At 66.4% G+C, this 283-nt stretch carries 1 pseudogene; it reads right to left on the bottom strand.

The features are described from left to right. Positions 1-283 (bottom strand): annotated as a pseudogene (locus EJV47_RS28320) (SDR family oxidoreductase); the annotation flags it as partial.

Raw genomic sequence — 283 nt, forward strand, 5'->3', positions numbered from 1 at the left:
GCGTAATCAGCCTTTTCCTGCTTCACGAAGGCTTTTTCCATAAACTTATCGAGCAGGCCGGGCGTCCACTGCTCCATGCTGATGAAGGCGCGGCCGCCGACGCCCACCACCACGTTGCGCTCGGGCGCGGCGCAGCTGTGCAGAATGGCCCGGGCCACCGTTTCGGGGGCGTAGGCGGGCGGGGCGTGCTTGGCCTCGCGCTCCATGTAGTTTTTGGCGTGGATGGGGTACGGCGTGTCGATGGCGGCGGGCTGAATGAGCGTGACGGACACCGGGGCGCCGT

This window comes from Hymenobacter gummosus (assembly GCF_003970915.1).
Taxonomy (GTDB): domain Bacteria; phylum Bacteroidota; class Bacteroidia; order Cytophagales; family Hymenobacteraceae; genus Solirubrum; species Solirubrum gummosum.